Raw genomic sequence first — 13,920 nt, 5'->3', positions numbered from 1 at the left:
AAATTGTTTTATATAATCATCCATCCATTTATTAACTTATATTTGTATCTTCTTTTTTCTTAGATAGGCTTTCTTTTATGATTCTTACATAGTCATCAATGAATTTGTGTTCAATCTTTCTAACATCAAATTTAAATATCTTAAAGGCAAATTGCACGAAATAACCACCGCCAAAAACCATAATTAAAGTACCAATTCCTAGACTTCCACCTAAGAAATATCCAATTATCAGTGCGGTAGCTTCAATACAATTTCTAATGAACCTGACAGACTTTTTAGTTCTTTTCGTTAGTGCTACCATTAATCCGTCCCTAGGTCCGGAACCTAAACCAGCACCAATATAAAAGAAGCTTGCAATCCCAATAATGAACATTCCAAGAAATATCATTATTAGTCTAGCTATAATATTTTGAAAAACAGGTATTAGATGATTTAACATTAGTATATCCATAAAAATACCTATAAATAGCATATTGCTTATAGTTCCAATTCCAACCTTTTCCCCTAAAGTCCAATCTATAACTACAATAACCAATCCAACTCCAATACTGGCCTGCCCCATTGTAATTCCAGAAAGCTTTGATACTCCTTGATGGAAAATATCCCATGGGGATAATCCTAAATTTGCGTTGATAGTAAAAACTATACCAACTGCATAAAGAAAAAGTCCAGTAAACAGTCTTCCCAAAGTTAAAATAAACTGTTTCATTTAACAATCCTCCAAAACTTAAAATGTCCTATGCTATTATTATAAAATAGTTATCTGTATAACAGTCAAACACTAAGTATAACAGTTAGCTTTACTTATGTGCATTAGGCTTACTAATTAATATAGATTTTATAGCGAAGTTTATATATGATATAGTTATAATCAAAATAAATTGCATAAGAACTGTATATAACACTAATGGAGGATTTATATATGAACATCGACATCGATAGAAACAGTTTAATTACTATAACCCAACAGCTATTTGAATATTTTTCAGATAGAATTTTATCTGGACTGTTAAAAGATGGACAGCAGCTGCCTTCCATCAGATACTTATCGAAAGAATTAAATATAAGCCCAATGACTATCATAAAAACTTACAATAAATTAGAGAAGCACGGTCTGGCAACTACAATACAAGGCAAGGGCACCTATGTTAATCAAAGAAATAATATTGAAAAGCTTAACAATTTACCTGAGCAGGATGATTTTCAATGGCAAATGGGCATACCCGACTATTTATCAAGATCACAATTTAAACCTAGCAGTAATTTGACCTATGGAAACAACCTGTATAATCTATCTATTGCCTCATTAAATTATAAGCTGCTTCCTACTGCTGCTATCTTAAAGGATTCTTTTAACTTAACTCAAAGAAATATAGAATATCTTGCTCAATACCCTCCAGTTCAGGGGGATTATGAATTTAGAAATGTATTAAGCCACTATTTAAAATCAAAAGGTATAGTTATAACACCTGATCATCTTTTAATTACAAGTGGTTCACAGCAGGGGATAAGCCTTATTGCCAGTACCTTTGTTGGGCCTGGGGATATTGTTGTTATGGAAACCCCAACCTACCCTGGTGCCATCGATCTGTTTAAAAGCAGAGGAGCTGTAATTTTAACTGTTCCTGTTGATAACGAGGGCATGAGAACTGATATTTTAATGAGTCTTTGCGATAAGCACTCACCGAAGATTATCTATACCATGCCCAATTTTCACAACCCAACTGGCTGCAGTATGAGTAGTAAGCGAAAAGCAGAACTCCTTGATATAGCCAGATACAATAACTGTATTATAGTTGAGGATGATCCTTGGAGTGAAATCTCATATAAAAAAGAAAAGGTTAAGTCTATAAAATCTATTGATACTGACGGTCATGTAGTCTATATAAAAGGCTTAAGTAAAGTCCTGGGACCAGCTTACAGGCTAGCAGCTATTGCAGCAGAAGGCTCCATACTTTCAAGGCTTATAACTGCAAAAGCTAATCACGACCTTGGAACCTCGATGCTGAATCAAAAGGCGCTTTTGGACTTTATTCAATCAAACAGGATGGACACATATCTAGTAAATCTAAATAAGCAGCTATTGAAGAGACGTGATAAGGTAATCAGCTTACTAAAGAATCATGCACCATCTGAAGTAAAATGGACAGTTCCTGAAGGCGGAATTAATCTTTGGATTACTCTTCCCAAAAGTTTAAATGTAGAAAATCTGTTGTATCACACGGTAACAACAAAAAATATTTCGTTTTTGCCCGGGACCATATGTTATCCTAATGAAGTTGAGTTTAATCATCTTAGAATATGCTTTACATATCTTGAGGAGGAGCATCTTGAATATATCATAATAGAGCTTTGCAAGCTTATGAAGCTTCTAAATTCAATAGAAAATGACAGCGGCTTTGTGCCTGTTGTTTGATTATTTTTATTATATATTTCCATGCTTCAAACATATATACACTGCTATTCACTAAATATAACTAAAGTTTAATTGTACATGGCACCTTGAATTTATCTTAACGCTATAATACATCATTTCTCAAAATATGATTCAGCAATGATGTGCACCCCTCTGTAATGTCGTTATAGGTTTCTTCAAAATTTCCTGTATACCAAGGGTCAGCAATATCTCGGGGACGAGTAGAAAAATCAAGAAGTCGATGGATTTTTCTGCTTTTGTCATTCCCTATAATCCTTAAAGCATTTTTTATGTTATAGCTTTCCATGCAAAGTATATAATCATATATTTCGTAATCTTTTTTTGTCAGTTTAACTGCAGTCTTTCCTTCACAAGTAATTCCAACTTCATGCAGCTTCCTTTTTGTACCACTATGAACAGGATTCCCTATTTCTTCTATACTAGTAGCTGATGATGCTATCGAAAACTTCTCCGAAAGATATTTTTCTTCCACCATATGACGAAATACAAACTCAGCCATAGGGCTTCTGCAAATATTTCCATGGCAACCAAACATTATTCTTATCATTTTCTTATAACCCCTTATTATATCTAGTGCAAATTTATATATTAATTATAAACCAATACTATAATAGCTTGCCACTTACCTTGAATTTCAGACCACTAACCTTCAGTCTGTAGAATTCATATGGAAAAACATGTATTATATAGTAAAGGAGGATGATACAATGAAAGTAAAATTACAGTATGTAGATTCTCCAGAAGAGGAATGTGCTGTCTTAAAAATTTGTGAAAACCATCCTGAAATTATAAAATTGCAGGAGATTATTGAAAAAGGTACCTATCAGACAATGACTATTCCTTGCTTTCTAGGAGAGCAGAGATATTCTATTTCTTGCGAACACATTTTATACTTTGAGACTACTCAGGAGCTCTTATTTGTTCATACTGGAAGCAAAATATATGAAGCTAAGAAACGATTATATGAACTTGAAGAGATGCTTCCAAAACAATTTGTTCGTGTCTCTAAGTCTGTCATAATGAACCTAAAACAGGTGGAGTACTACAGTCCAATTGCAAATGGGCTCATGAAAGCAACATTTTATAATGGTGAGGAGACGTATATTTCCAGAAAATATCTTCGCCTTCTCAGAGCAATTATTGGAGGTGGTAATTTATGACAAAGGAAGATATGAAAGAAGTTTCAATAAAAGGGCTTTTCATAGGACTGATATTATTTCTAAGTACACTTATTGAGCTGCTAATCAATAAAGATATGCAGCATCTACAAATTGTTGGCACTTTCCTTATTCCAATCATCCTTGCTTATTGCCTGCTTGGTATGTTCATTAGGTGGATGGTATATCGCAGCACTATTAGAAAAGAAGGCTTCCATCTTTTTACCGGTGCCGCCGTAGTCTATTGGATATTTATGTTTAGTGCAATTTTTATGGCTGGTGCTTATTTTATTCCTCAGGTTATCCGATATATTGTTGTAGCAAACACCGCTACATTGCTGCTTATGTGGTTCCTTAATTGTGTATATTTAAAGAACATTGCTAAAGAATTGAATTCCGGCCTGGCATACTACAATCGCACATTAGTAGAAGATTTACAGGAGAAACCTCAAACGGAAGATATATTTATAGAGGATATCGAAAATTATTGTAAAAAGAATCACCTTTCCTTGGAGATCCTGGAATATGGAATTCCAGCTAAGATTAAAATGAATAATGTACTTTATATTGTGAAATTAGGACAATACTACTCAATGATAGGAACCTTGACATACACACTTGAATTTCACAACGTAGTTTCTGAGGTAAATAACAATATAAATTAAGGGGATATGTGGTTTATGGGAATTATTAAGAAACTTAAAAAGTATTTTCTAACATCGAAATCCTGGGTAATTGATTTGCAGGATTGTACTACAATGCCCTCTGGAAAGACTATTGTGGATACTATCCAGAATTGGGCAAGTAATAATAAAAAAGAAATCTCATTTTTAAGTACTATGAATCCAGTGACTTTCATTCTAGATGGAACAAAATATATGGCAAATATTAATAGAGAACGTGGAGCTTATACCTTGTATATTACAAATTGTGAATAAAAGATACCATATCAGATATTTATATTCCTCTATATTCGCATAATATTAGCTGAACAATGTAAGATAAAATGTACCCTATAGATTAAATTATATAAACAATCTAATCTATAGGGCATTTCATTAATCATTATATGGGCTGTGAATGAAAGAAATGATTTATTAGTCTAAATCTAACTAATTCTATTCATTAAATATCTCCATATATCTTTCTGGGTTATTTAGACTTTTAAATCCAAAATTTTTATAAAAGTCGTGAGCATCTCTTGTGATAAGACACCATCTTCTTAAACTTTCTAAACCTGGATATTTAAAAACACATTCAAGGTACCATTTACCCAATCCACTATGTCTATACTCTTCATCAATAATAACATCACATAGATAGGCAAAGGTAGCATAGTCCGTTATAACTCTTACTAATCCAATTTGTTTATTATTATGAAACATTGAAAAACACAAAGAATTTTGCAGCGACTTAATAATTATTTCTTTTTTGCGAGAATTTGCCCAGTAAGATTTTGAAAGAAGATTATAAACATTTTCAATGTCTATCTTATTATAATCCGTGGTAATAATAAAATCTGCTTTTTCATAATTTACTATTTGATGCATTGTTTCCTCCCATTAGCAATCAATCCAAATATAATGTCTCTCTTCATTTACCTTTTCTATTTTACCGCCATTGTTTAAAGCAACTTTAATGGAATTTGTATTATTGTTTCTTACTGTAACTAAAGCCTTTTCTATATTCAGTTTTTTAGCTTCTTCAATTATCATTTTTAGCAAAATTGTGCCATATCCCTTACTTCTTTCACTTTTACGTATTGCATATCCGATATGGCCCCCTTCTGCTCTTAGCTTATCTGTTAAGAAGTGTCTTAGTTTACCTGTACCAACAGGATGTCCCTCAACAAAAAGCCAATAAGTATTTGAAGGAACCTGCCAATCTTCTAGCCCTAACCCTTTAGACATAGCATCGCTGCTATTAAGCCATTCCTTATATTCCTCAAATGTCATTCCATTTACCGTATTTACAAAACCATTTTCATCTTTAGGTATTTCCTGTAACATTTCATAGATATTCGTACCATCACTTATAGTTAATTTTTTTAATTCAATTTCCATATGTCTCTTCCCCCTAAGATATTTACAATTGTTCAAATACAGAGTTTCTAATTATTCTTTATTCCGAAACCTATCCACCTACCATCAATATCCTCAAGTACAAACTCTTTATTATGGTAATCTGTATTAAATAATGGACGGACGATATTTGCACCTGCACTTCTAAATTCTTCTTGAAGCTTTTCTTGACTGTCTGTTATAAAATATGCGTCATATCCATACCCATATAAATTTCTATTTGGAATTACTTCTTGTCCATTTGATTTAGTTAAAATAATCTCAGTAGAATCGCGATATAAGCAAATATGTGGTTCTTTTGCATCTAGGTAATTTACTGCTTTAAATCCCATTACCTTTTCATAATAATTTGATGTTCTTATAATATCGGGTGTTGGAAACACACAATGAGACATTAACAACATTTTCCCCATAATGTTTTATTCCTCCAAATTTAAATTTTCATGTACAATAACAATCCTCTTTTTCTTCATGCCTTATAATTTTAGAATCTTATGAGTTCTTTTTCACATATATCCTTAATGCTTTTATTAGTAAATAAACAACATATATACCTACTCCTAAAAGTAATAGATTCAATAGTGTAGCTAAAATTGTCATATTCATCCCCCATTTTTTAATTTATTTTACTAAGCTTTGTGTTTTGTAAAGCAACGTACCTATATGCTACTTTATTACAAACCTATATATAGATTATAAGCCATTATTTTACACATTTCTATATAAAAAAAGTCCACCAACCAAGGCGGACGGAAAAGTCTTGTTATCTGCTGTGTTTTGGGTCTATTATTTTATCAATTTTTATTTAAAATCCTTATATAGCATACTAGGTTGAACACCTTTATTTCCTTGATACTTGCCACTATTATAACGGTCGTAATTACCTTCTATTGAGTGATAAAAAGTTTGGCATATCTCAGTATAAGGATATATTTTTATAGGTTGTACACAAAATATTTCAAGTGTCCAGTGACCTTTAAAACCTACATCACCAAATCCTGCAGTTACATGTATGAATAATCCTAATCTACCTATTGAACTCCTGCCCTCAACCATTGGAACATAGCAGTCCGTTTCAGTATATTCTACTGTACTCCCTAGATAAAGTTTATTAGGTTCAAGTATTAATCCATCATCTGGTATTATTATCTCACTTACCGGATTATTTTGTTTCATATCTAATAAGCTATTATTATAAACAAGCAGACGATTGTTAAGTCTTAAATTGTAACTATTTGGATTAAGTTGTTTTTCATTAAACGGTTCAATGATTATTTCTTTTCCTAGTTTGTTTTTGATTTCTTTTCCTGAAAGTATCATTTTTTCTCCTTTGTTATTTAACTTTTATTTATTACTCTAACTTATTTTCCTTATTTCTTATTTTTCGTATTCTTTTACACTAATTATAACATTTAAAATCTGAATCTCATACCTTCTGTATTCTATCTTAATAAATCAAAAACACCACAAACTTTTATTCGGCGTTTAATAAGAAATGTGCGAATTAAAGAAACTGTAAAATTCATAAATTAATAAAATTAATATAAAAATAGAGGTACATAAATTAGTACCTCATTTTATATAGATATAAACTTCTTCCTGCCACTCTTCAATCCATTCTTCATATATAAAACCTAACTTAAGTAGCAAATTTTTCGAAGGAATATTTTCTCTTTCTGTCATGGCTTTTATTTTACAATCAGAATAGTGTGCCTTAAGTTTAGGTAATAAGGTATTCAAAACTTCAAGAATATAGCCTTTCCGAGAATAAATTGGATTAATAGTGTAACCAATTGATATAACTTTTTCTTTTTTTACAATATATAAATCTCCTAAAAGATTATCTGTGGTTTTATGGGCAATAGCAAGTTGTATTCCATTTTTAATGTTTAAAGGAACTAATAATGCTTTTCTATATTCCTCTTTCGTTAAATTCTTAAAGCTTTGATACTTCATCCACTCTCCATTGTTTCTATAAGCCATGAATAAGTCCAAATCTTTTTCTTCGAAACATCTTAATATACATCTGTCAGTCTCAATCACTAGAACACCCCATTTAGAATTTTTATTTTATAAACATTTAAATTTCTTATAATAAAAATAATCTTTACTTGCACAAATGCGTTGTCAGGTTATGTTTTTTTATAACCCTCTTAACAACTTACATTAAAGTCCAGGCAGCCTTAACTGCTCATGCTCATTTCTTTCCTCAAATTTATGAAGATAATTGAAGCAATCATGAGCATTATATAATATGCCATGAGATTTACAGCTTCTTTTAAACAAATTCATCAACCTGTCATTGTTAGGGCTTTGTAGCTGATATGCATAGTTATATCTTTCTATATATCGAGCCTTCATTCCCGGAAAATGTTCATCCAGCTTTTTATAAAAATATTCCCTGTTTCCTTCTCTTAAGGTTAATCCCATACCAAAACAAATAATACCATGTACTTTCGCCTCTATACAATAATCCAGAACTCCCCGGATATTTTCCTCTGTATCATTGATAAATGGTAGAATAGGACAGAGCCAAACTACCGTAGGGATTCCGTTATCTCGCATTGTCTTTAGCACCTCAAATCGTTCTCTTGTTGTGCTGACATTGGGTTCTATAATTTTACATAAAGCTTCATCATAAGTAGTAAGGGTCATCTGAACTACACACTTTGTCTTCTCATTAATTTTTTTAAGTAAATCCAAATCCCTTAATATTTTTGCTGATTTGGTCAGTATGGTAAGTCCAAATCCATAGGAATAAATAAGTTCAATACACTTTCTGGTGTTCCTTAAGCTTTCTTCCAAGTGAATGTATGGATCACTCATTGCACCAGTGCCTATCATACATTTCTTCCTTTTTCGACCCAAGGCATCCTCTAGAACTTTTGGTGCATTAAGCTTTACCTCTATATCTTCAAAGTCGTGCTGCATCTGATAGCATTTGCTTCTTGAATCGCAATAAATGCAGCCATGTGTACAGCCTCGGTATATATTTATACCATTATGAGCAGATAAGATACCTTTTACCTCTGTCTCATGCATAATGTTCTCCTCGATGTTAAAATAATTTTATAACTTTAACAACTTTATGACAGCCTATTAGAAAAATCTATATTAAAAATCAATCTCTTTTTAAAACATAATTTCCGATATGAAAACCATAGTGCTGATAAAAAGGTAAAGCTTCATCATTTGCATAGACTACATTAATTTGAATTTTTGTTATTGAGTTTAGTTCAAACCAATTTAATGCACTCTTCATAAGTTTGTCACCTAATTTAAACTTACGATACTGATTTTCAATATATATAGACTCTATTTCTCCTAAATCATCTTCAATTGAACTTAAACAATATCCTACATAAGTATTAGTATCATTGTCTAATAGTACATCTAGCTTTAGAATGCCATTTTGTGCCTTCTTATTAATCGATTCTATTCTTTTCTCAAAAGTAAATTTCTCATATTTACTTTTAAAATTAACTGATTTATGTATATGTATGATATTAAGTTTTTTCCATAGCGGCTTAATAAGTTCAATTTCTGTAATATCCTTCTCAACTATACAAACATTCATAAAGAACCCTCCAAATTATATATTTCCTACACTAAAATTTTCTCATTATCTCATAGTAACTTTTCATATAGTCTAAACCAGTTCAGCCCGTAATCTCCAAGTCCTAAGTCAACAGTATCTATATATTTAAAACCATATTTTTCATAAAGTCTAATTGCCGGTATATTACCTTCGTAAACATCCAGCCTAATTGATTTGGCTTTTGACTTAATACTGTGTTCAATAGAAAAGTCTATTAATCCTTTACCTATGCCACATTTCAAAAATTTGGGGTGTACTACAAATGTATATACAACAAAAACATCTGAATAGTCAGACTCAAATTCCCATTTAGCTTTATAATATGCAGGCTCAGGATTATGGCTCAAAATAACAGACCCAATGATTCTTCCATTATGCCTTGCTACATAGAGGTTACCATGTTTTACTCCATCAATTGCATTTTGTCTAACAGGATATATCCCCTTTTTCCATCCCGGATAGTTTGCTCCATTTTCCAAATGGTCATTCAAATCGTTATAAAGCTGCTCTAACTCATCAATATCATCTGCTTTTCCTAAATCAATAATGATATCCATAAATGTATGCCTCCAATCAACATAAAATATTGATATAGTACCATTCCGTATTATACCAATTATAACATATATAGACTCATTGTCCTACCTTACGTTTCTAGACCTTAATAATCAAAAACGCCACAAGCTTTTATTGCTTGTGACGTTTTCGAAAAAGTTCATTATTTTACATAGTCCATGGTTTTTCATGAGTTGGATTATATATACTTGAGCTTAGAACCTCATCATCATCTTTTAACTGAAGCGGCATAGTAGATACAACTATATGCTTATGCTTCATGAGTTCCCTTTCAATAAATACTCTTGTTCCATTGTGCAGAAGCTTCTGCCACCACTTCCTCACTGCAAACTGTGGAAGCATGACTGTAATAATATCACCAGGCTGATAATTGTATTCCTCTGATTTAATAAAATCCAGAAGAGGCTCTATAACCTTTCTATAGGGCGAGTATTTTACTCTAAGAGGTATATCAGTTATTATTTTTGAATAATGACTTCTTAACTTTTTCTCATTTTCTTCATCTATTACAACACTAAAGGCAGTTACATTATCCGAAATTGTTCTCGCGTACCTCAATGCGCGAATACTTGATTTATTTATACTTTCAATTGGAACAATAACTCTATTTCTGTAATGATCTTTCGAAATATTTATCAGCTTATACTCATCAGTTTTAATATGCAGTTGTTTTGCGATAGAAACATAGTGTTTTTTTACATTTAGCATTAAAATTATTAAGATAGGTATAACAATAACCACTATCCATGCACCTTCGCTAAATTTAGTTACAGCAATGATAATTACTGCAATACCAGTTACAAGTGCTCCTGAGCCGTTAATCAAAGCCTTTATGTGCCAATTCTTGCCTTTGATTCTAAACCATCTAAAAAACATGCCGGTTTGAGACAATGTAAAAGAAATAAAAACCCCAACTGCATATAAACCCATCAGCTTCGTAACCTTCGCATTGAATGCAATTATTAACAGTGCTGCAGCTGTAGACAATATAATTATCCCATTTGAATAACTCAATCTATCACCACGCATTTTAAGCTGACGTGGTACAAAGCCTTCATTCGCCATTACAGATACCAGCATAGGAAACCCTGAAAAGGCAGTATTTGCTGCTAATACAAGAATTAAAAACAATGCAGCAGTAATAAAATAAAACATTGCTGAATTAAAGAAGGTAGCTCGCCCGAAAATCTGATCTGCCATTTGAACAAGTACTGTTTGCTGCATAGCTCCAGGCGTTGCATGATATATATTAGCTAATATGGATGTTCCACCAAACAATACAAGGATTATTACAGACAGAAGCAAAAGGACTGTTTTAGCATTTTTAGTTGGCGGATCCTTGAAATTAGGCACAGCATTACTAACAGCTTCAACTCCTGTTAAGGCCGTACAGCCATTTGAAAAAGCACGTAAAATTAGTATTAATGAAACAGCTTCAGTTCCATAGTAGCTGCTAGAAACCTTTGTTTCACTTATTGGTACCCCAGTAAAATATTTATAAAAACCTGCAATAAGCATACAAATTACTGCGAAAATAAACAAATATGCTGGCAGTCCGAATATTTTAGAGGATTCTCTAATACCCCTTAGATTGCCAATCATAAGAATTATTACGAGAACTACACTTATTGGTACTACATATGGTCTCAATGATAAAAATGCTGATGCCAGCTGTGAAACACCAGAAGATACACTTACTGCTACAGTCATAATGTAATCAATTGAAAGTGCTGCACCTGCAGTGACTCCTGCAAATACGTTAAGGTTCTCTCTTGCTACAATATAGGCTCCTCCTCCATTTGGATAATTATCAATTGTCTGTCTATAAGAAAGCATAAGTAGAGTTAATAGTCCTATTATAGCTAATGAAATGTACAAAACGAAATGATAGGATTGAAGTCCTATCACAGGTATCATAACCAACAGCATTTCCTCCCCTGCATATGCAACAGAGGAAATTGCATCACTAGAAAGTATTGGAAGCCCCCATGGAACATTATATTTCTCATCCTTTAATTCAGCATTATCTAATGGCCTCCCAATAAGAAAATACTTCAATTCCTTAACCATAATTTTCCCCCTGAAAATCCTGTAGTAATAATCCCCGTTTTAATAACATATAAGTTGAATTATTTTGTCATTTCTTTTAAATAGCGAAGCGTTATGTAAATTATATCATATTTACCATATATTTGTATATCATCTTACTGCAGGTATGATAACACTAAATACCTGATCCTTTTTATTCTTATCTGTGTATCCAGTAATAACATATACTGGCTGTATATTGTTTTGTGTTAAACCAAAATAACATAATTCAATACTTGTTATATATCCTGTGCTGGAAAAGGCATCTCCCCAAATAGCCTTAGTATATTTTGGAGCTAATTCTACCGCTTCTTTAGGTGATATTATTTTATAATAACCCTTTGAATTTAATTCAAAATCTGTATTTTTATATCCAACAATATTATAGCCTTTTGAAATTCTTACAATTATATCTCCATCATAAAGCCTTATTCCATTAATTTTCCGAGGTAAATACGCTGAAACAGTCGAAACATCAACCTTTCCATCAGAAAGGGAAGTAGTAGAACTTGTTATCTTTACACTTATATCTTCAACTGGTGTCTTAATACCTTTTTCCACTAAAAACTTTTCCGCAACTTGCGCTGCTTTTTCAAAATCTAGTGCATCTTCAGTAGAAAGTAAGCTCTCATTACTTGGCCTGTAATTGATTGAGCCCTCAGCATCTCTCACATTAGTTGGTTTAAAGACTTCTACTTTTTCAGGCGCTTGAGGTAAGTCACATTCTACAATAAATTTATTAATATTATAAGGAGTAGAAGGGCCTACTAATTCTAATGGTTTAAGTTTCTCTGTTCCATCCTTTACTGTAATATTATTTTTTGCTTCAGCTTTATTATCTATTACTTGGGAGGTAGTTTTAGCTGTACAGCCTGCAATTGACATACTTATACAGGCTATACATATAAGGCTACCTATTTTTTTCATAAGAATACACCGCCTCTTTTGATTTTATTTCCTCTCAAAGTTTATCTTATCTAAATAGTTAAGACTAAAATAATGTAATAACCGTATAACTAGGTTATATATTGGTTAAAAAAATCTATCTGTTCATTATTAAGCTTAATTGATTGATCTTTCCTTATATCAAGATGAAATACATGATTATTTGACCTGTCATTATGACCATATTCTTTGTAAATGTAAGTAACTCCAGCATTTCTTAATTTATCAAGGAAAGCAGGTTTGCAGCCTACTAATCTATCATTAACACTGCATGTTATAAAGGCTGGAGGATAATCTGGCGCAATATTTGACTGAAAATCCATTTCCTTTTCATACTTGTAAATTTCTTTACCAAGATAGTCCCTTAATAAATTTTTGAGAAGTCTATTTATGGGTTTATTTCCGCCCTTTCTCACCCTATCAAGAGGATCAAACATACCACAGTTTAATCCCAAAGCCTTTATTCTAATATTAGGAGTGTTAAGATCAAACATTTTTGCATAATTTGCATTAGTAATGATTGCTGAATATTGGCTTGCAATCTGTGCACCTGCTGAATCGCCTACAACGAACAAATTATTTAGGTCAACATGAAACTTTTCTGCATTTTTCTTCACCCAATGAAAAACAGCATTTACATCCTCTAGCGTAGCAGGAAATTTATCCTTTGGTGCAAGGCGATAGTTGAAGTTTACTACTGTAAAACCTGAACGTGCTAAGTTCATACAATAAAACTGATATACCTCCTTGCTTCCGTATACCCAGCCGCCGCCATGAACTGAAATAATTGTTGGCAGAGGTTTTTCCTCTGAACTTGGATAGTATACATCAAGCAAATGGCTTTCAATTTTATCCCCATAGTAATCTAGATTGTCATACCTTTTGATATTATCTGGGGCAATAAGCCCTTTATCCCTTATAGCATCTCCCTTTCTGAACAAAACATTTAATATGATTGATGTTGCAGACATTTAATACCATCCTTTTTTTCTTACTAATTGTTATACTAATACCAATGATAGGATTAGCCCGCAGGAA

At 32.1% G+C, this 13,920-nt stretch carries 17 protein-coding genes; 4 read left to right on the top strand and 13 right to left on the bottom strand.

Annotation, left to right across the window (positions count from 1 at the left end; genetic code table 11):
* Positions 1-31: 31 nt before the first annotated feature.
* Positions 32-709, bottom strand: a complete 678-nt coding sequence (locus ACJDUH_RS15075; RefSeq protein WP_406766035.1) for a YczE/YyaS/YitT family protein — start codon at positions 707-709, stop codon at positions 32-34.
* Positions 710-922: 213 nt separating this feature from the next.
* Here ACJDUH_RS15075 and pdxR point away from each other — a divergent pair, with 213 nt between their 5' ends.
* Positions 923-2,416, top strand: a complete 1,494-nt coding sequence (gene pdxR, locus ACJDUH_RS15070) for a MocR-like pyridoxine biosynthesis transcription factor PdxR (RefSeq protein WP_406766034.1) — start codon at positions 923-925, stop codon at positions 2,414-2,416.
* 103 nt (positions 2,417-2,519) lie between these two features.
* Here the strand turns inward: pdxR and ACJDUH_RS15065 are convergent, their stop codons facing one another.
* Positions 2,520-2,984, bottom strand: a complete 465-nt coding sequence (locus ACJDUH_RS15065; RefSeq protein ID WP_406766033.1) for a low molecular weight protein-tyrosine-phosphatase — start codon at positions 2,982-2,984, stop codon at positions 2,520-2,522.
* 160 nt (positions 2,985-3,144) lie between these two features.
* Here ACJDUH_RS15065 and ACJDUH_RS15060 point away from each other — a divergent pair, with 160 nt between their 5' ends.
* From ACJDUH_RS15060 to ACJDUH_RS15050, 3 genes are read left to right on the top strand one after another with little or no spacing between them, the layout of a single operon-like run.
* Positions 3,145-3,597, top strand: coding sequence for a LytTR family DNA-binding domain-containing protein (locus ACJDUH_RS15060; RefSeq protein ID WP_406766032.1), 453 nt, complete (start codon positions 3,145-3,147; stop codon positions 3,595-3,597).
* A complete protein-coding gene (locus tag ACJDUH_RS15055; protein ID WP_406766031.1) occupies positions 3,594-4,259 on the top strand; it encodes a DUF4318 domain-containing protein in 666 nt (221 codons plus the stop codon). Before ACJDUH_RS15060 ends, ACJDUH_RS15055 begins: the two co-directional genes overlap by 4 nt.
* 15 nt (positions 4,260-4,274) lie before the next feature.
* Positions 4,275-4,532 (top strand): DUF4318 domain-containing protein, encoded by a 258-nt coding sequence (locus ACJDUH_RS15050; protein ID WP_406766030.1) that lies wholly within the window; start codon positions 4,275-4,277, stop codon positions 4,530-4,532.
* A 180-nt stretch (positions 4,533-4,712) separates the two neighbouring features.
* On the opposite strand, the gene ACJDUH_RS15045 is transcribed toward ACJDUH_RS15050, so the two are convergent.
* From ACJDUH_RS15045 to ACJDUH_RS14995, 11 genes are all read right to left on the bottom strand, one after another.
* Positions 4,713-5,144, bottom strand: coding sequence for a GNAT family N-acetyltransferase (locus ACJDUH_RS15045; protein ID WP_406766029.1), 432 nt, complete (start codon positions 5,142-5,144; stop codon positions 4,713-4,715).
* A 12-nt stretch (positions 5,145-5,156) separates the two neighbouring features.
* The gene (locus ACJDUH_RS15040; RefSeq protein WP_406766028.1) at positions 5,157-5,657 is read right to left on the bottom strand and encodes a GNAT family N-acetyltransferase; all 501 of its coding nucleotides are present in this window, start codon (positions 5,655-5,657) and stop codon (positions 5,157-5,159) included.
* 47 nt (positions 5,658-5,704) lie between these two features.
* The gene (locus tag ACJDUH_RS15035) at positions 5,705-6,088 is read right to left on the bottom strand and encodes a VOC family protein (RefSeq protein WP_406766027.1); all 384 of its coding nucleotides are present in this window, start codon (positions 6,086-6,088) and stop codon (positions 5,705-5,707) included.
* 388 nt (positions 6,089-6,476) lie between these two features.
* On the bottom strand, positions 6,477-6,995 hold the full coding sequence (gene dcd / locus ACJDUH_RS15030; RefSeq protein WP_406766026.1) for a dCTP deaminase: 519 nt from the start codon (positions 6,993-6,995) through the stop codon (positions 6,477-6,479).
* A gap of 252 nt (positions 6,996-7,247) precedes the next feature.
* Positions 7,248-7,718: a GNAT family N-acetyltransferase gene (locus ACJDUH_RS15025; protein ID WP_406766025.1), complete on the bottom strand. Its 471-nt coding sequence runs from the start codon at positions 7,716-7,718 to the stop codon at positions 7,248-7,250.
* Positions 7,719-7,841: 123 nt separating this feature from the next.
* Entirely contained in the window at positions 7,842-8,717 is an 876-nt protein-coding gene (locus tag ACJDUH_RS15020; protein ID WP_406766024.1) for an SPL family radical SAM protein, read from the bottom strand.
* A gap of 79 nt (positions 8,718-8,796) precedes the next feature.
* The gene (locus tag ACJDUH_RS15015; protein WP_406766023.1) at positions 8,797-9,252 is read right to left on the bottom strand and encodes a GNAT family N-acetyltransferase; all 456 of its coding nucleotides are present in this window, start codon (positions 9,250-9,252) and stop codon (positions 8,797-8,799) included.
* A gap of 50 nt (positions 9,253-9,302) precedes the next feature.
* On the bottom strand, positions 9,303-9,830 hold the full coding sequence (locus tag ACJDUH_RS15010) for a GNAT family N-acetyltransferase (protein WP_406766022.1): 528 nt from the start codon (positions 9,828-9,830) through the stop codon (positions 9,303-9,305).
* 166 nt (positions 9,831-9,996) lie between these two features.
* Positions 9,997-11,919: an APC family permease gene (locus tag ACJDUH_RS15005; RefSeq protein WP_406766021.1), complete on the bottom strand. Its 1,923-nt coding sequence runs from the start codon at positions 11,917-11,919 to the stop codon at positions 9,997-9,999.
* Positions 11,920-12,048: 129 nt separating this feature from the next.
* The gene (locus ACJDUH_RS15000) at positions 12,049-12,864 is read right to left on the bottom strand and encodes a two-component system regulatory protein YycI (RefSeq protein ID WP_406766020.1); all 816 of its coding nucleotides are present in this window, start codon (positions 12,862-12,864) and stop codon (positions 12,049-12,051) included.
* Between the two features lie 89 nt (positions 12,865-12,953).
* A complete protein-coding gene (locus tag ACJDUH_RS14995) occupies positions 12,954-13,853 on the bottom strand; it encodes an alpha/beta hydrolase (protein ID WP_406766019.1) in 900 nt (299 codons plus the stop codon).
* Positions 13,854-13,920: the final 67 nt, after the last annotated feature.

The organism is Candidatus Clostridium radicumherbarum (genome assembly GCF_045310525.1).
Lineage (GTDB): Bacteria > Bacillota > Clostridia > Clostridiales > Clostridiaceae > Clostridium_AT > Clostridium_AT radicumherbarum.
The sequence above is the reverse complement of the archived record's forward strand: the minus strand, read 5'-3'. Positions and strand labels throughout refer to the sequence as shown.